Here is a 16573-nt window from a genome sequence, read left to right as displayed (position 1 = left end):
CTTCCGCGAGGTAAGGAGATCCACCATGCGCACGCTCATTCTCGCTCTCGGCACCGCCGGCGCGCTGACGGCCGCCGCCTTGACGCCTGCCGCCGCGCAGGATGCGGCCAGCGGCACCGTGATCAACGCCGAGGGCGCTGAAATCGGCACCGTGTCGTTTCAGCAGACGCCCCATGGCGTTCTCATCACCGCCGATGTCGAGGGCCTGCCCGAGGGCGTTCACGGCTTCCACATCCACGAGACGGGCGCCTGTGACGCGGCCGAGGGCTTCTCCACCGCGGGCGGCCATTATGCGGGCGGCAAGGAGCACGGCTTTCTGGTCGACGCTGGGCCGCATGCGGGCGACATGCCCAACGTCCACGTCGGCGCCGACGGTCACCTGGCGATCGAGGTGCTCAACACCTTCGTCAGCGTCGACGGAGAGATGAACCCGCTGCTCGACGACGACGGCTCGGCGCTGATGATCCACGCCGGGGCGGACGACTACCAGTCCGCGCCCTCCGGTGACGCGGGCGGGCGCATCGCTTGCGCGGTCATCGAATAAATCGCGGACCAACACGAAAAGGGGGCGGAACCGCTGCGGTTCCGCCCCCTTTTTTCGTGATCGTGTGGGTGTGTTCAGGCCGCCGCCTCTTCATCGGAGGAGGGCTCGCGGTCGAACAGCGCGGCGATCGCGTTCTCCAGGATGGAGAGTCCCACATTGTTGCCGAGCGACATGATGCTTTCGGGGTGGAACTGCACCGCCATCATCGGCGCCGAGGCGTGCTCCACCGCCATGATCGCCCCGTCCGGCGCGCGGGCGGTGACGACGAATTCGGGCGGCAGCGCCTCCGGGTCGGCGACCAGGGAGTGGTAGCGGCCGACGGTCAAGGGACCGGTGAGCCCGTCGAACAGGCGCGATCCGGGCACCGTGACGAGGGTGGAGGCCTTGCCATGCATCGGCGGTGCGAAGGCGAGCTTGCCGCCCTGCGCCTCCACCATCGCCTGAAGGCCCAGGCACACGCCGAAGACGGGGAGGCGGCGCGACTCGGCGAGGTGGATGGTCGCCGCGCAATCGAAGTCGGACGGGATGCCGGGGCCGGGCGACATCACCACGAGATCGGGCTTCAGGCGGTTGAACGTCGCGCGGTCGACGGGTGAGCGCACGGTGACGACCTCCAGCCCGCAGCGGCGCAGATAGCCGGCGAGGGTGTGGACGAAGCTGTCGTCGTGGTCGACCAGCAGCGCGCGCTTGCCTTCGCCGGGGCGCGGCTTCTTCGTGCGCGTCGTCTCCGCGCCGCCTTCGCCGCGGATCGCCGCACGCATGGCCGACGCCTTGAGGACGGTCTCGGCCTCCTCCGCGTCCGCGTCCGAATCGGCGAGCACGGTGGCGCCTGCGCGCACCTCCGCCACACCGTCGCGGATGTGCACGGTGCGCAGCGTCAGCCCGGTGTTGAGGTCGCCGTTGAGGTGGACGAGGCCGACGGCACCGCCATACCAGGCGCGCGGGCTCTTTTCGTTGGCCTCGATGAAGGTCATCGCCCGGCGCTTGGGCGCGCCCGTCACGGTGACGGCCCAGGCGTGGGAGAGGAAGGCGTCCAGCGCGTCGCGCCCGTCCAGCAGGATGCCCTCGATGTGGTCGACCGTGTGGATCAGCCGCGAATACATCTCGATCTGGCGGCGGCCGATGACGCGCACGGACTCCGGCGCGCAGACCCGGCTCTTGTCGTTGCGGTCGACGTCCGAGCACATGGTGAGCTCGGTCTCGTCCTTGGCCGAGTTGAGCAGCTTACGGATCTGCTCCTCGTCCTCGATCGCGTCCCGCCCGCGCTTGATGGTGCCGGAGATCGGACAGGTTTCCACCCGCCGCCCGGTGACGCGCACGAACATCTCCGGCGAGGCGCCGACGAGATATTCATCCGCGCCGAGGTTGATGAAGAAGCCGTAGGGGGACGGGTTGATCTTGGTGAGGCGCCGCATGATGGCGGACGGGGCGTCCGACAGCGGGTCACGGAAGGTCTGGCTCGGCACCACCTCGAAGAGGTCGCCGCGGTTGAAATAGTCGAAGGCCTTGCGCACCACGTCGGCATATTGGCCGGGGGTGAGGTCGTCCTCGGCGGAGTTGCGGTGCGGGGCCAGCGGGCGCGGCGAGGGGATGCGCGGCACGCCCTCTGTGGTTTCGTCGCCATAATAGAACTCGTAGGCGGCGACGGTGGCCTGCTTGGCGTAGTGGTCGACGACGAGGATCTCGTCCGGCAGATAGAGCACGAAGTCGCGCTGGCTGTCCGGCCGGTTCAGCACCATCGGGATGGGGTCGAACTGGAAGGCGAGGTCGTAGCCGAAGGCGCCGGCGAAGCCGAGCTGGGTGTCCTCGCCGGTGGCAAAGAAGGCGCGCAGGGCCCGAAGCGCCGTGAAGGCGGTGGGACGGCGCGAGCGGTCCTCCTCGAAGAAGAGCGTGTCCTCGTTCGGCTCCGGCACGATGGTGACGACGCTGTTGGCGCTGCGTGTCGAGGTGAGGTCGGCGGTGGCGAAGGCGGCCTCGGCGGCGGACAGCAGCGGCACGCCGCGCGCGTTCAGCGCGGTGACGGTGACGGTGCGGCCCTTGGCTTCCACCACGAGGGGCGGGTCGACGAGCGCGTAGTCCCATCGCGTGTAGCGGCCGGGGAATTCGTAGCTCGACGTGAAGACGCAGCCGCGCTCGTGGTCGAGGCGGGCGATCCACCGGTCGAGCGCGGTGTCGTGATCGACGATTTGATCGGTGCGGGTGATCCCGACACCGCCGGTCGTTGTAAACGTATAGGTCATTCTTGGCCTCGTGGATGAGGCGCCCGGCCGTCCGGGGCATGGGGGCGGACGCTGCCGCCGCACGCCCCAAGAGTCAACGTTCTGCAATGTTCCGGATCGGGGACGCGGCGCGCGGCCGGTGCCGGGTGTGACCCGCACACAGCGCGTCGACCGGGGGAGACTGGCGGAGCCGGGGCGCCGTCCGCCCCGCTCCGGCTCACATCTCGCGCAGGAGGATGTCGAGGATCGCGCGCTGGGTGGCGCCGTCACCGTGGGCGGCCTCCACGTTGGCGTAGGGAATGCCGTTGGCGACTGCGTAGTGGGACAGCGAGCAGTCGGTCCGCGTGGTGTCGACCGTCTCCACCATGACGTTGATGCCGGCCGCATTGAGCCGCCGGGTGAGGCTCTGGACCCCCGCGGGGCCGTTGCGGCTGGCGAGGATCACCATGGCGTCGTCCTTGGCGAGCGGGCCGGTGGCGGGGAAGGCGGTGGCCCCGGCATAGGGGGCGCGGATGGAGATGGTGCCGGACCCGCCCGTCGACGCGGCGCCGGGGCTGTTGGTGTGAAGGGCGATGATGGGGCGCCCGCCGGGCAGCATCGCCGCGACGAAGCGGGGGCTGCGGCGGGGCTTGCCGCAGGAGAGGGCGCCCCCGTCGAAGTTGCGGTTGGGGTCGATGCGGCCGTTGAAGCGTCGGCCGCCGGTTTCCACCGCGGTCACCGTGCCGCCGCGTGCGGCGATGGCGGCTGCGGCGGTGGCGAGCGAGGCGTTCTCGTCGTCGTGCGGCACCACGAAGAGCGGGCCGGAGCCGTTGCGGAAGGTTTGGATGCGCCAGGTCTCGCCGCCTTCGGTGAAGGTGGTGAAGGTGGCGCAGCTCCCGGCGAAGAGGGCGAGGTCGTCGTCGCCGTCCGGGATGGTGGCGGGGGCGGCGCATCCCCCCGCGGCACTGGCGGTGCCGCCGCCGGAGCCGCCGACGCATCCGGCGAGCGCCAGGGCTCCGGTCAGCGCGGCGAGGCGAAGTGCGGTGAAGCTGACGGCGCGCGGTGATGAGGTGGCGGGCATGGCGGTCCTTAGGGGTTCGCTCCGGTCTACGGTGTAGCGCCGATCGGGCCGGCGGCTAAGCCCCCGGCGGCGCGGTCAGATGACGAAGGGGAGCGGGTTCATCTCGTCCTCGCGCGCCGGCCTGTCGCGCAGGCCGAGTTTGACCGGGACATCGGCGAGGCGGCCGGGCGCGAAACGCGGTTGCCAGTCCCGCAGCGTGCGCGAGACGGCCTTGGCGACGGGGATGCCGATCTCCGGCCGGGTGATGTCGGCGATGGCGACGTCGACCTCCGCGCGCGCCAGGCCGGCGAGGAGGCGTGCTTCGGTCGTGGGGGCGGGAAGGCGGACGGTCGCCGCGCCGGCCAGATGAGCGTGGTCGTGGAGGCGCGTCGTGCGCGACCAGGCGAGGAGCGGCGGAACGGGCGGCGGATCCGCGCACTCCTGGGCAAGGCGCATGTGGGCGAGGGCGATCTCGCACTGCAGCGCCTCCAGGATGGCGGCGCGCACCGCCTGGCAGGGGTCGAGCGCGGCGGCGGCGCCGATCGCCGGGGCATCGCCCGCGGAGGTCGCGGTGAGGGCGACGACGGCCGGAACGGGGAGGTCGGTCGGCGTCATGAGGAGCGTGGTCGTGCGGCGGCGGCCGGTGATCCACGCGGCGAAGGCGGGCGGCAGCGCGTCGGCCACGTCCTGCGGGTCGAGCACCGGCGCGGGCAGGCGGTTGTACCACCAGATCGCCAAGCCATCGCGCTCGATGCGTTCAAGGAGAGCCGCGCGGGCGGCGTCCGCAAAGGCGGGGCGCGCGGCCGTCCCGCTCGAGGTGCCGACAATGGGCGGCCAGCCGAGCCGGATGTCCTCATCGACGAAGATCGCGCTGGCGGGCACCATGATGGCTTGGCCGCTCACGAGGTCGGTCGCGGCGACGCTGGAGGGTTCGGCGAGGTCCGTTGCTGCGCGTTCGCTCAGCTGACGGAGTTGTGCGGCGCTGAACTGCCAGTAATGGTTTGCGTTGCGGGCGGGATCGGCGGCAATGTGGCGGCGGGGATCCTCTGGACCGTCGGCGAGGGCCGACGCCCGTTCGATCGCCTCGAAGATGACGCCGGTTTCGGCCTCTCGCGGGGTGAAGCCGCGGCCGGCGGCGGCGACGAAGGCGCGTGTCCACCGCGGTGCCGAGGCCGGGTTGGCGGGCCGGGCGATGCGAAAGCTGGCCGGGCACCCCGAAATATTCGCCGTGATGATGGACAGGTCGATCGACGCCGGTTCCCCGCCGGACAAAGGTATGGCAAAGCGTTGGGCGGGTGTGACCATGATGAGATCGGAGGCGTGACGATGATGACTTTAAGCGAATTGGAAAATAACCGCGTGGTCACTGCGCGATCGGCAGAGAGCGCGACGACCGTCGCCGATGCAGGAGAGGATACGACGATGGCACGCATTCCGGTCAAGACGGCGGCGATCCCCCACATCGGCAAGGCGTTCGGCGAAGCGGCGAACGATCCGGCCAAGCGGGCTGCCTTCCGCGCCGACCCGGTCGCCTATCTGCGCTCCTGCGGTGTGCCCGAGGAAAGTCTGGTCGGCCTCAACGTCGTCCTGCACGAGGACGACAGCGAGACGCTTCACGTCGTGCTCCCGCGTGAGGTGGATGCGCAGAAGCTGAAGGCGGACGATCCGGACTATCTGAAGACGCTCGGCACGGCCGCGGTGCTCGGCTGCTGCCGCCCGCTGATCTGACGTCGCTGATCTGATGACGCTGATCTGGCGGTGCCGCTGATTTGATGATGCCGCGGCGGGAGATGCCGCGGCGGACGGTGCCCGATGCGATCCGGGCGCCGTCCCTCAGCGCGCGGCGGCGACCGGCATCCCCGCCCGCTCCAGCGAGCCGAACATTCTCTGCCTGACCGAGGGGTCGCGGTGCATGTTCGTGGACACAAGCCACTTGGAGACGGTGCTGCCGTCGGACTGGGCGTAGGGCTCGGCCCGGCGCAATTCGCGCTCGAACCGGACGCGCGCGGCGGCGGCCGCCTTCATGTCCTCGCGCTCGGCATGGGCGGCGACGAGAAGTGTGGCCGTGTGGATGCTTTCCGGCGCGCGACGCAGATGCTCGATGCAGCGGTCGAGGTCGCCGCTGAGATAAGCGATGTTGGCGAAGTAGGTGTAATAATAAGGCGGTATGAAGCGCCCGGTCAGCGAGGCCGCCTTGTCCGCGAGCTTCGAGGCCATGGCGGCGTTGCCGGCATAGGCATAGGCCTCCGCCGCGGCGACCACGGTGGACGCCGAATAAGGGTTCAGCGCCATCGCATCGTCGAAGGAAAGGAGCGCGGTGTCATGCTCGTTGGCCTGCATCCGCGTCCAGCCGAGGATGATGTGGTTGAACGGCTCCAGCGCGTCGATCGAGACCGCCTTGAGAGCGGTCGCCTGGGCGCGCTCCTGATCGGCCTTCGCCATCGCCGCGGAGGTGGGGATCATCAGCCGGCGGATCATCAGGAGCGAGCTGATCGACGAGTGGACCAGGCTGAGGCGCTTGCCCTGCGGGTCGAGGGCGAGGTCCTCCAGGATCGGCATGGCCTGGCGGGCCGAGGCTTCGCTCCATTGGGTGAGGAGCTGGTAGGCCTCCAGCCAGCGCTCGAACGGTGAGCCCGAGAGGCGCGGCCGGTCGTCGGTGATGATGTCCTGTTCGAGGCTGTTGATGGCGGTGGCGATGATCGCCTCGGCCGACGCGCGGTCTTCCAGCCGGTCATAGCCGATGCGGGTGGAGGACACGGTGTCCTGGCGCCGCGTGTTGACGCACCTGAGATAGATGGAGCGGGCGCGCGGCTCGTCCCACAGCAGGAGGCGGTAGTCGTGGTCGAGCGCGTCGGTGAAGCCGATCCGCGCGATGAGGCCGGTGTCCTGGCCGCCTCGATCGTGGTCGTCCCGCTCGAAGCAGCGCATGGAGCGGAAGCGCGTGAGCTGGTGGATGACCTCCGAGTGGGCATAGCTCAGAAGGTCGGGCATGACGTTTTGTGACGGGCGGGCGCGCACGAGGGCAACGCTCGGCCGGTCCCGCTGGGGCGCGTTCGGGGCACGTGCCAGCGGAAGGCTCTCGTCCACCTCAGGTCCGCCGAGGGCGCCGCGGAACTCCTCCACGAGCTCGGCCGGCGGGTCCAGGTCGAGTTCCTTCAGCGCATTCACGTAGACACGGAACTGGCGTGCGGCTGCGGCTTTTTGTCCATCCTTCAGGAGGAGGCGCAGGAGCCTTTCGTTCGCTTCCGAGTCCGAAGGCTCGACGGTGATGAGGAGTTCGCACGCTGCGATCTGCAGGCTGATCGGCGCCCGTTCCTCGGGCATGGAATCCAGCCGTTTGGCGAGGCACTTGTGGGTGACGCCGACGGTGTCGCTGCGGAACCGGGCGGTCCAATCGTCGAACAGGGCCTCGCCGAGCTCGAAGTCCGCCAGCGGGAGCCCGCGCCACAGGCGGCTGGCCTCGCGGTAGGCGCGTTCGGTGCCGGCGCCGAGGCAGCGATTGAAGGTCGCGAGATCGGTCCGCGTCGGATCGCCGGCGAACCAGGCGTGACCGCGGTCCGACCCGATCAGCGAGGCGGTCTGATCGTTGGCGCGCAACAACGACAGGCATTTGCGCAGCGAACCGCGTGCCGCTTCCGCGTCATGATCGCCCCAAAGCAAGGCTGCCAGGTGGCCGCGTTCGATGTGCCGGCCGGCATTGGCGATCAAGTAAAGACAAAGAGCGGCGGACTTGCGGCTCGGAAATTCAATCGGCGTACCGTCGCGCGTGATGGCGGGGCTGCCAAGTAGTTGGATCTGCAACAAAGCGTCACTTGTCATTTGTATGCCGACGATCGACGGGAACCCATTTGCCGAAAAGTGAACACGGGTACCAGAGGGCGAAAAGGATGGAACCCAAATCGGGCCGTTTCACGATGAAATCACGATGACATATTATGTTTAGAGTGTCACGTGGAGTTGACGCCAATAGGGGTGATTAAATGTCAGGTTGTTTTCACGTTCAGGACAATTACAACCGAGCGAGTCTGATCAATGATCGCGAGGTTCTCAGCCGCCTCATCGAATATGCCCGCGCAGAGGCTGAAGGTGGCGGAGAAGTGATCTGCGCACAACTTCTTGCGGCCGCGCTCCTTGCACTGGAGCTGACGCCCGACGAGGCCAACCGCTGGTGCCTCGACATGGTGGCAGAGCCCAAAATTGCATCCTAAGTCGCTGAACTGTCACCGCCTTCGGATGCAGTTCCATACTCAATTCTCCCATTAATAATAGAACAGTGGGGACGGAATGATTGAGACGATCTTGAACGATACACTCTTCGACGTCGAAGAGTCCGGGCACCGCGACATGTTCCTCGCGAATGTCGGTGCACGGGTCAAACTCACCCGCAACAAGTGCCGGATTTCGCGGCGCGTTCTGTCCGAACGCAGCGGTGTGTCGGAACGCTTCCTGGCCCAGCTCGAGCATGGCAAGGGGAACATCTCCATCGTCCGGCTGAAGGCCGTGGCCGATGCCCTCGGCACCTCGCTCGCCGAACTGGTGCGCGACGAACGCCGGCCGGAATGTGAAAGCCATACGATCCCGGAGTGGCGGGCTCATCCTGGCGCCATCGCGGACCTCTACCGCCATGCCACCGCGCGCGATCAAGCGCTCGTGATCGAACTCCTCGTCGGCTCCCGCCGGCCGGTGCCGGCCTGACCGGGCGACGATGCCCGGCCCGCTGGAGAAGGACGCAAGTGGCGCGGTACTGCGATTGTTTCCGCGCCACTTCACCGCTATGGCTAGCGCCTTGAGGTTTAACGCGTTGCCGTAGAAGCCCCGCGAACCCTGGACGAGAGTTGCCGCCAAAACGGTCTCGTCCGGTTCGCCCGCCCGTCCTTCGGGGACGTGGCGGCATGCTGCAAACGGTCGGCCGCAGCGGGGATAAAGGACGCCTCCGGCATGATTTCCAGCATGGACGATGCCAGCATCGACGAGCTGTTGAACAAGACCGCCCTGGGCGACCGCCGGGCCTTCGATCTCCTCTATCAAAGAACCAACGCCAAACTTTTCGCGCTCTGCCTGCGTATCCTCCAGGACAAGGCCGAGGCGGAAGACGCGATGCAGGACGCCTACGTCAAGATCTGGCGTTATGCGGAGCGTTATGCGGCCTCCCGCGCGAAGGCGACGACGTGGATGATCGCCATCACGCGCAACCATTGTATCGACCGGCTGCGGGCGCGTAGGGCGCCGCTGGCAGCCTTGGAGGCAGCGGAAATGGTGGCGGATACGGCGATGCGGCCGGACCAGAAGGCGATGGCGTCGGCCGAGGCCAAGCGCCTCGTCACCTGCATCGACGACCTCGGCGAGGGCGACGGCCGCTTGATCCGCATCGCCTATTTTGGCGGCGTGACCTATCGGGCGCTGGCCGAGCGCGACGGGACCCCCCTAGGCACTATCAAGAGCCGGATGCGCCGAGCGCTGGCGCAGTTGAGGGAGTGCCTCTCGTTATGAGCATCAGTGACAGCGACCGGGTCGACGCCGGGGAATATGCGCTGGGACTGGAGGACGCGGCCGACCGGCGGCGCTTCGAGGTGGCGCTGATCGACGATCCTGAATTGGCCGGCGTGGTGTGGCACTGGGAGGAGACATTCCGCCCGCTCGCTGGGGCTTTGCGTCCGCGAAAGGCGCCGGCGCGGGTCTGGCGCGCCATCACGGCGCGCCTGTTCGGGGCCGACGACGCCGCCTTGCGCAAGATGCGCCGCGCGGCCGTGTTCTGGCGCGATACGGCGATCGCCGTCATGGCCCTGTTCGGCGTGGCGGCGGCCTGCCTGGTCGCGGTGGTGGTGCGCCCGGATCTCGCTGGGATCGGGGGGCCGGCCGGCGCCGAGGACTGGATCGCCACGATCGTGCGGCTCGACGGCACCATCGCTCTCGCCCGGCTGAGCGACGACGGCCGCCTCGTCGCCGAGCCCGTTCCGCCCGAAATCGCCCAGCGCGCGGCGGAGCTGTGGCTTGTTCCGGCGAGTGGAAGTCCGGTTTCGCTCGGCCTCCTCGCGCCGGACGGCCGGTCGCAGATCAGCGTTCCGGCCGATGCGGTCAGGCTGATCGATTCCAGCACCGAATTCGTCGTCACGTCGGAGCCCGAGGGCGGTTCGCCGAGTGGTCAGCCGACTGGGGCGCGCCTCGGTTCAGGCGCTCTGACGCGCATCTGACGCCTCACGACACGCAACCAAGCGCCGCTGCGGCGCACGATGGTGCACGACTTTGCCGGTCTGGCGGAGGTGTCGGCCCATCAAGGCGCCGCATTTCCGCTGCGAACGCGAAATTTCCGGCGTGCTCACAAATCCGTGATCGCCGATTATCTTATGAACGAATGTTCATTAGCGTCATGGTGCGGTCGTATATTGAAATATCACAGTCGCACTTCAGTGATTTATACTTTTCACGTTGCCGTTGCTGCCTAAATCCAAATTATTTCGTGCTCGAATATATCGATCCCCCGCGCGCGGCAGAGCGTCCCGGACGATGCCCGGGAGGACGATGACGCTGCTCGGACGGCTCGCGTCTAGCTCAGTTCGGGAATGTCGGCCTGGGCGCCGAGCCGCTTGCGGGACGAGGGCAGGGCGGTTTGGCCGTGCGGGCGCGGATAGTGGCGACCCATCAATTCGGAGCGGATGAGGAAATCCGCGCTCGCCTCGTTGATGGCGACAGCGGTCTGCGACAGCGTGGCCACCCGCCACAGCGGCGCGGGGTCGACGTCGTGCGGCTGGCGACTGACGGGGTCGGTGAAGAAGATGAGGATGTCGATCGCGCCTTCGGCGATCATCGCGCCGAGTTCCATGTCGCCGCCGAGGGCGCAGGACCGCACGAGGTCCAGGCTGAGCCCGGTCTCGCGCATCAGGAGCTGGCCGGTGTTGCCGGTGGCGGTCAGATGGTGGGCGGCGAGGGCGGCTTCGTTGGCGAAGGCCCAGGCCACCAGAGCGGGCTTCACCGCGTCGTGCGCGGTGAGGGCGATCCGCTTGCGCGCGTCCATCAGGGTTTCTTTCGGAACGCGTCGAGAGAGACGACTTCGGCGCCCTCTTTCGGCTTGTCCTCTGCGGCGCCTTCCGAGGGCGGAGTGCTCGGCTTCTCGCCAGACGGGCTCGGGGCGGGCACACCGGCTTTGGGGAGCGGGCTGACGCCGGCCGGAGGCGCCGCGGCAGGGGCGGCCGGTCCGTCCGCGGCCGGCTGGCTGGCCGTCGCCGGGTCGAACTGCAGGCCGAACTGAACCGACGGGTCGAAGAAGCCTTTGACGGCGGCGAAGGGCACGAGCAGGCGCTCCGGCACACCGCCGAAGGAGAGGCCGACCTCGAACCCGTGTTCGGAGACGGCGAGGTCCCAGAACTGGTGCTGCAGGACGACGGTCATTTCTTCGGGATGCTGCTGGCGCAGGCGCGAGGACATGCGCACGCCGGGCGCGGTGGTGTCGAACGCGATATAGAAGTGATGATCACCGGGAAGGCCGCCTTCGGCCACCTCCCGCATCACTTTGCGCACCACCCCGCGCAGGGCATCCTGCACCAGAACGTCATACCGGATGAGATCGTCAGCCACGACCACGCCTCCTTCGATGGGCAACAGGTAGCGCACGGACTGGCGCAATCCAACAGGCGAATGGCGCGCTCGATCGGGTCCCGCGCTGATTTTCCGCGATTCTCCGCAGGGACCCTCAGCTCGGGCACAGCCACTGCTCGCCCCGCACTCCTGCTGTGATGCACGGCGGGGGCACAGCGCAAGGTGCGGGCGGCGTTCGGCCGATCTTATTACCATGTCGGGACGAGACGGGGTAGACGGCCGGTTTTAGCGTGCCGCGCGCCGGCATCCCCTGCGACGGCGGACGGCGGACGCGGTGACTGGACCCAGCCGAAACGACCGGCGCACCATATCGCTCGCGCTGGATGTCTCGCACGGCAATGAGCGGGTGATGGGAGGGAAAGTGGGGGCTTCTGTTGCCAGGTGCCTCCCGACCCCGCCTCCTACTTGCGGTAGGAGGACTTAAGATGAGGTGTCGGACCGCTTACGCAGCCAGACGGGCCTCGGCATAGTTGTCATTCGCAACTACAAAGGTGGCCCGATATCGGCGGAACCATGCCGAGCGAAAAAGATACCTTTACACCCTCGTCGATCCTATTTCGCCCCCGCCGAAGAGGCCGCCGCCGAGAAGGCGAGGGCCGCTTGGGTGGAGGCGCCGGGTACCGCCCCCGGGTCCGAAAGGCTTATTCCGTAACTCGTTTATCGCCATAGCCAACCGTCGCTGGCAGGACGGAATATAGGAGAGGATGGCCGCCAGGAGAAGAGGGGCGGTGCGAAAGGATCGGCTTCACCACAGCCCGGCCTGAGCGCCGCCGCGTGGGGACATCGGGCAAAGCATCCCCTTCCGCCCTTGAAAGGCGGTGCCGCGGGTGGCTGATGGGGAGGCAGTCCAGAAGCGGAGTTCCCCCGTGCAGAGCTATCACGATCTCTTGCGCCGCATCCTCGCCGAGGGCGTGCGCCAGGCGGACCGGACCGGCGTCGGCACGCTGTCCGTGTTCGGCCATCAGACGCGCTATGATCTGGCGAAGGGCTTCCCCCTCGTCACCACGAAGCGGGTCCACCTGAAGTCGGTGATCGCCGAGCTTCTGTGGTTCGTCGCCGGGGAGACCAACGCCAACCAGCTCCGCGCCCGGGGTGCGACGATCTGGGACGAGTGGGCGGACGCGGACGGGGAGCTCGGCCCGGTCTATGGCCGCCAGTGGCGCGCCTGGCCGACGGCGCGCGGCCCGGTCGACCAGCTCGCCCGCGTGGTGGAGGAAATCCGCACCAATCCGGCTTCGCGCCGGCACATCGTCTCCGCCTGGAACGTCGGCCAGCTCGACGAGATGGCGCTGCCGCCCTGTCATCTTCTCTTCCAGTTCCACGTCGCGCCGCAGCCGGACGGGCCGGGGCGGCTGTCGTGCCAGGTCTATCAGCGCTCGGCGGATGTGTTCCTCGGGGTACCCTTCAACATCGCGTCCTACGCGATCCTGACGCATATGGTCGCGCATGCGACGGGGCTCGTTCCGGGCGACCTCGTCCATACGCTGGGCGACGCGCACATCTACCTCAACCACATGGAGCAGGTGGAGGCGCAGCTCGCCCGCGAGCCGCGGCCGCTTCCGGTACTCGACCTCTCCGGCGCGCCGCGGGACCTCTTCGCGATCGAGGCCGAACACATTCGCGTCACCGGCTATGATCCGCACCCGGCGATCAAGGCGCCCGTCGCGGTCTGAGGCGCGGATGAGCATCATCATGGTGGCGGCGGTGGCGAAGAACGGCGTCATCGGCAAGGACGGGGACCTGCCGTGGCGGATCCCCTCCGACCTCAAGCATTTCAAAGCGTTGACGACGGGGAAGACGGTGATCATGGGCCGCCGCACCTTCGAGGAGGTGGGCAGGCCGCTGCCCAATCGGCGCAACATCGTCGTCACCCGCAGCACCATCGACGGGGTGGAGACGGTGCCGACGCTGCCGGCCGCTCTGGCGCTCGCCGAAGGGCCTGTGGCGCTGATCGGCGGCCACGCCATCTACGCCGAGGGGATGGACCACGCCGACACCATCCACATCACCCGCGTCGACGGCGCGCCGGACGGGGACACGGTGTTTCCCGCCATCGACCCGGCCCGGTTCCGGCTGGTGGAGGAGCGCCCCGGAGAGCGGACCCCGCGCGACGACTACGGCTTCACCTTCGAGACCTGGCGCCGCGCCGGGTGAGCGATCATGTCGCGCGGCGCCGTGCGGCCTGAGCGCGGATACGTGAGGGCGGGATGATCGCCTTGATTGCGGGCCGGCGCTTCGTCAGCCTATAACGGCACACGCTGGGCGCGCGTTTCGCCGCGTTTGCGGCGAGGGGCAGCATGTTTATGTGAAGGCATGAACATGGGTGTCCGGGGCTGTGCGACCGGCATCAAAGGCTTAGGCGTCAAAGGGAGCAAGAATGCCCTGGAACAACCAGTCGGGCGGCAAGGGCGGCGGACCTTGGGGGGGCGGTGACGGGCCATGGGGAAATGGGCCGAACCGGCAGGGACCCTGGGGCAACGGCCCGCAGCGCGGCGGCGGCAATGACCCGCAGAACCCGCCCGACCTCGAGGAGCTGCTTCGCCGCAGCCAGGACCGTCTGAAGCGCGTCTTCCCGAACCGGCGCAATGGCGGCGGTGGCCCCGGTGGCGGCGGCGGCTCGGGCGGGCCTTCTCTCGGCGGCATCGGTGCGCGCGGCGTCGCCCTCGCAGCCATCGCCGTCGCGGTGATCTACGGCCTCACGGGCGTCTATACCGTGCGTCCGGGCGAGGTCGGTGTGGAGCTGATCCTCGGCCGCCACGTGGGCAACACGCTGCCCGGCCTCAACTATAATGTGCCCTATCCCTTCGGCGAGGTGTACACGCCCGACGTGCTGCGCATCCGCGAACTGGTGATCGGCACCCGCGGCAACGGGCGCGGCTCGGCGGTCGACGTGCCGGCCGAAAGCCTGATGCTGACCGGCGACGAAAACATCGTCGACATCGATTTCCGCGTGCAGTGGCAGGTGGACCGCGACAATCCGGCCGACTTCCTCTTCAACATCGAGGATCCCGAAGGCACGGTGAAGCAGGTCGCCGAGAGCGCGATGCGCGAGGTGGTCGGGCGGCGCAACATCCAGCCGATCCTGACCCAGGAGCGCCAGCAGATTCAGCTCGCCGTTCAAGAGCTGATGCAGCAGACCCTGAACCACTACGACGCCGGCATCACCATCACCCAGGTGCAGATGCAGAAGGTGGACCCGCCCGAGCAGGTCATCGACGCCTTCCGCGACGTGCAGGCGGCGCGCGCCGACCAGGAAACGGCGCAGAACCAGGCGGAAGCCTACGCCAACGAAATCGTGCCCGAAGCGCGAGGCGAGGCGGCGCGGATCGTCGAGCAGTCGCAGGCCTATCGCGATCAGGTCATCGCCGAGGCGACCGGTCAGGCCGACCGCTTCCTCTCGGTCTATGAAGAATATGCCAAAGCGCCGGACGTGACCCGGCAGCGCATCTATCTGGAGACGTTGGAGCGCGTGTTCTCCGAAACCGACAAGATCATCATCGATTCCAGCGCCGGGCAGGGCATCGTCCCCTACCTGCCGCTCGACCGCGTCGACCGCGCCGGACAGGCCGCGAACACCGGGGGGAACCGCTGATGCGCGCCGGTCTCATCGCGCTGATCGTCATCGTCGTCGCGGCGGTGTTCGCGGCGCTGAATTCGCTCTTCATCATCAACCCGATGCAGCAGGCGCTGGTGCTGCAATTCGGTCAGGTGAAGAACACCGTGCGTGAGCCGGGTCTCAACGTGAAGATCCCGTTCATTCAGGACGTTCTGATCCTCGACCGCCGGATCCTCGACCTCAACGTTCCGGCGCAGGAAATCATCGCCGCCGACCAGAAGCGTCTCGTGGTCGATGCCTTCATGCGCTACCGCATCCGCAACCCGGTCGAGTTCTACCAGACGGTGAACAACGTCGCGGAAGGTGCGCAACGTCTCAACACGTTCGTTCAGGCCTCGCTGCGTGCGGTGCTGGCCGATGCGACCTTCACCGCCATCGTGCGCGACAACCGGCCGGAGCTGATGCAACGCATCTCCGACGACGTGGCCGCGCGTGCGCAGGCGATCGGCGTCGAGGTGGTGGACGTGAAGATCCGCCGCGCCGATCTGCCGGAGGCGAACTCCGCGGCCATTTTCCGCCGGATGCAGACCGAGCGTGAGCAGGAAGCGCGTGAAATCCGCGCCCAGGGTGCCGAGGCGGCCCGCCGCATCGAGGCGGCGGCCGACCGCACGGCGACGGTGTTGCGCGCCGAAGCGCGGCGCCAGTCCGAGCAGATCCGAGGCGAGGGCGACGCACGCAAGAGCGCCATCTTCGCCGCCGCCTACATGCTCGATCCGGGCTTCTTCGACTTCTACCGGTCGATGCAGGCCTATGAGCAGGGCCTGCGCTCGCAGGACACGCGCCTCGTCCTGTCGCCGGATTCGGACTTCTTCCGCTACTTCGGCGACCCGCGCGGCGCCGTGCGCCGGGCGGCCCCGGCAACCGGCGAGGGCGTGACGGGCGAGGCCGGTACGGGCACCGGCGGTGGTGAGAGCGGAGGCGAGGCTCGGTCCTCCTTCCTGTCGACGCCGCCGTCCGGGGCGGACCCGAGCGAGGTGCGCCGCGAGATCGAGGATCTGGCCGGCGCCGTCACTCCGGTGGCGCCCGTGGTCGTTCCTCCGCTGGAGGTCGAGGGTCTCGCCAGCGACACCGCGGGCGGCGACACCGCCGACGCGGCGACCTCTGACACCGCCGCGCCGGCGACGAGCACCGCCGCTCCGGCGACGGCCACCGCGGCTCCGGCCATCGACCTCGGCGGTACGGCCCCCGCGCCGATCCCGCAGGAGGACATCCCTGCGATGTCCGCCCCCGAGGACGAGGCGGCCACCGAGGCGGCGACTGACACCGCTCCTGCGCCGGCGGTCGACGCGCCCGCGGCAGAGGACGAGGCGGCCGATGCCGAGGCGCCGGGCACCGCGGACGAATCCACAACTCAAGAGTGAGTGATCTCGTCTCGGCCCTCGGCCTCGTGCTAGTATTGGAGGGGGCGCTCTATGCGCTCGCTCCAGGCGCGATGCGGGACATGATGTCCAGAATGATGACGACCCCGGATGATGTCTTGCGCATGGCCGGGCTCGCCGCGGCGGTCGTCGGCGTTCTCTTGGTTTGGATCGTAAGGGCCGCTTGAGGGCGGTGCTGGGAGG

Annotated in this window: 17 protein-coding genes and 1 other RNA gene; 11 read left to right on the top strand and 7 right to left on the bottom strand. The window is 68.4% G+C overall.

The window, feature by feature from the left end; all coding sequences use genetic code 11:
- Positions 1-25: 25 nt before the first annotated feature.
- A complete protein-coding gene (locus BIX52_RS01165; RefSeq protein ID WP_075219192.1) occupies positions 26-544 on the top strand; it encodes a superoxide dismutase family protein in 519 nt (172 codons plus the stop codon).
- A gap of 74 nt (positions 545-618) precedes the next feature.
- Here the strand turns inward: BIX52_RS01165 and BIX52_RS01160 are convergent, their stop codons facing one another.
- From BIX52_RS01160 to BIX52_RS01150, 3 genes are all read right to left on the bottom strand, one after another.
- Positions 619-2784 (bottom strand): anthranilate synthase component I, encoded by a 2166-nt coding sequence (locus tag BIX52_RS01160; RefSeq protein WP_075219191.1) that lies wholly within the window; start codon positions 2782-2784, stop codon positions 619-621.
- Positions 2785-2980: 196 nt separating this feature from the next.
- Entirely contained in the window at positions 2981-3823 is an 843-nt protein-coding gene (locus BIX52_RS01155) for a hypothetical protein (RefSeq protein WP_075219190.1), read from the bottom strand.
- Positions 3824-3898: 75 nt separating this feature from the next.
- Entirely contained in the window at positions 3899-5107 is a 1209-nt protein-coding gene (locus BIX52_RS01150) for a YcaO-like family protein (RefSeq protein ID WP_083659919.1), read from the bottom strand.
- Between the two features lie 117 nt (positions 5108-5224).
- Here BIX52_RS01150 and BIX52_RS01145 point away from each other — a divergent pair, with 117 nt between their 5' ends.
- Complete coding sequence (locus BIX52_RS01145) at positions 5225-5530, top strand: hypothetical protein (RefSeq protein WP_075219188.1); 306 nt, start codon at positions 5225-5227, stop codon at positions 5528-5530.
- Positions 5531-5635: 105 nt separating this feature from the next.
- Here BIX52_RS01145 and BIX52_RS01140 read toward each other — a convergent pair whose 3' ends face one another.
- Positions 5636-7399, bottom strand: coding sequence for an AfsR/SARP family transcriptional regulator (locus BIX52_RS01140; protein WP_157956178.1), 1764 nt, complete (start codon positions 7397-7399; stop codon positions 5636-5638).
- A 383-nt stretch (positions 7400-7782) separates the two neighbouring features.
- On the opposite strand from BIX52_RS01140, the gene BIX52_RS22675 reads away from it, so the two are divergent.
- The 4 genes from BIX52_RS22675 (at position 7783) to BIX52_RS01125 (ending at position 9993) form a co-directional block, all read left to right on the top strand.
- Positions 7783-8010 carry a hypothetical protein gene (locus tag BIX52_RS22675; RefSeq protein ID WP_108676376.1) on the top strand — a complete coding sequence of 76 codons (228 nt, stop codon included), beginning with the start codon at positions 7783-7785 and terminating at the stop codon, positions 8008-8010.
- A 91-nt stretch (positions 8011-8101) separates the two neighbouring features.
- Complete coding sequence (locus BIX52_RS01135; RefSeq protein WP_170126382.1) at positions 8102-8497, top strand: helix-turn-helix domain-containing protein; 396 nt, start codon at positions 8102-8104, stop codon at positions 8495-8497.
- 243 nt (positions 8498-8740) lie between these two features.
- On the top strand, positions 8741-9292 hold the full coding sequence (locus BIX52_RS01130) for a sigma-70 family RNA polymerase sigma factor (RefSeq protein WP_208990374.1): 552 nt from the start codon (positions 8741-8743) through the stop codon (positions 9290-9292).
- A complete protein-coding gene (locus tag BIX52_RS01125) occupies positions 9289-9993 on the top strand; it encodes an anti-sigma factor (protein WP_075219185.1) in 705 nt (234 codons plus the stop codon). Before BIX52_RS01130 ends, BIX52_RS01125 begins: the two co-directional genes overlap by 4 nt.
- Before the next feature lie 353 nt (positions 9994-10346).
- Here the strand turns inward: BIX52_RS01125 and BIX52_RS01120 are convergent, their stop codons facing one another.
- The 3 genes from BIX52_RS01120 to ssrA form a co-directional block, all read right to left on the bottom strand.
- The gene (locus BIX52_RS01120; protein WP_075219184.1) at positions 10347-10814 is read right to left on the bottom strand and encodes a methylglyoxal synthase; all 468 of its coding nucleotides are present in this window, start codon (positions 10812-10814) and stop codon (positions 10347-10349) included.
- The gene (locus BIX52_RS01115; protein WP_075220070.1) at positions 10814-11374 is read right to left on the bottom strand and encodes an SspB family protein; all 561 of its coding nucleotides are present in this window, start codon (positions 11372-11374) and stop codon (positions 10814-10816) included. The genes BIX52_RS01120 and BIX52_RS01115 overlap by 1 nt, the downstream gene beginning before the upstream one ends.
- Positions 11375-11755: 381 nt before the next feature.
- Positions 11756-12119, bottom strand: a transfer-messenger RNA (tmRNA) gene (ssrA, locus tag BIX52_RS01110).
- 142 nt (positions 12120-12261) lie between these two features.
- Here ssrA and BIX52_RS01105 point away from each other — a divergent pair.
- The 5 genes from BIX52_RS01105 (at position 12262) to BIX52_RS01085 (ending at position 16557) form a co-directional block, all read left to right on the top strand.
- Complete coding sequence (locus BIX52_RS01105; protein ID WP_075219183.1) at positions 12262-13068, top strand: thymidylate synthase; 807 nt, start codon at positions 12262-12264, stop codon at positions 13066-13068.
- 7 nt (positions 13069-13075) lie between these two features.
- Entirely contained in the window at positions 13076-13549 is a 474-nt protein-coding gene (locus BIX52_RS01100) for a dihydrofolate reductase (RefSeq protein ID WP_075219182.1), read from the top strand.
- A 223-nt stretch (positions 13550-13772) separates the two neighbouring features.
- Positions 13773-14987, top strand: coding sequence for an FtsH protease activity modulator HflK (gene hflK, locus BIX52_RS01095; protein ID WP_075219181.1), 1215 nt, complete (start codon positions 13773-13775; stop codon positions 14985-14987).
- Entirely contained in the window at positions 14987-16372 is a 1386-nt protein-coding gene (hflC, locus tag BIX52_RS23410) for a protease modulator HflC (protein ID WP_075219180.1), read from the top strand. Before hflK ends, hflC begins: the two co-directional genes overlap by 1 nt.
- Positions 16369-16557: a DUF2065 domain-containing protein gene (locus BIX52_RS01085; RefSeq protein ID WP_075219179.1), complete on the top strand. Its 189-nt coding sequence runs from the start codon at positions 16369-16371 to the stop codon at positions 16555-16557. Before hflC ends, BIX52_RS01085 begins: the two co-directional genes overlap by 4 nt.
- Positions 16558-16573 lie beyond the last annotated feature (16 nt).

It is taken from the genome of Acuticoccus yangtzensis, from assembly GCF_001927245.1.
In the GTDB taxonomy this organism is placed as follows: domain Bacteria; phylum Pseudomonadota; class Alphaproteobacteria; order Rhizobiales; family Amorphaceae; genus Acuticoccus; species Acuticoccus yangtzensis.
The sequence above is the reverse complement of the archived record's forward strand: the minus strand, read 5'-3'. Positions and strand labels throughout refer to the sequence as shown.